Origin of the sequence: Streptomyces sp. DH12 (assembly GCF_020873895.1) — a bacterium.
GTDB lineage: Bacteria > Actinomycetota > Actinomycetes > Streptomycetales > Streptomycetaceae > Streptomyces.
On sequence record NZ_JAHWGT010000898.1, the window covers coordinates 1 to 471 of the forward strand.

The 471-nt window shown below is 64.8% G+C and carries 1 protein-coding gene; it reads right to left on the minus strand.

Translation table 11 applies throughout. The features are described from left to right. Positions 1-272, minus strand: a 272-nt coding sequence (locus LPA54_RS37680) for an RpiB/LacA/LacB family sugar-phosphate isomerase (protein ID WP_228984930.1), incomplete at its 3' end; no start/stop codon positions are given. Positions 273-471: the final 199 nt, after the last annotated feature.

Below are 471 nucleotides of genomic sequence, written 5' to 3' on the forward strand. Positions count from 1 at the left end.
TGCTCGCTCCACGCCAGGGCGGCCCGTACGCCCTCGACCTTGTTGGCGGCGATCTGCTCGCCGTTGCCGGAGCCGCCGATCACGATGCCGAGGGAGCCGGGGTCCGCGGCGGTCCGCTCCGCGGCGCGGAGACAGAACGGCGGGTAGTCGTCCTGGGCGTCGTAGAGGTGCGGGCCGCAGTCGACGGGTTCGTGCCCCGCCTCCTTGAGCCACTCGACGAGGTGGTTCTTCAGTTCGTAGCCCGCATGGTCGGAGCCGAGATACACGCGCATGCGACGAGTGTGACACGGGCCCCCAAGGGAAGCGGCGCGGGGTGGGCTGTGTGAAAAATGTGAGCCAATCCACAGGACCTCAGGAAAAGCTCGGGTAAAGATTGGAAATCAAAGGTTCCTGTGAAAGTAAGCCTCCGTTTCACTGGTTCAGCTCGTACACCGCTCGTACGGGTACCGCTCAACCGGCGCAAAGGAAGAC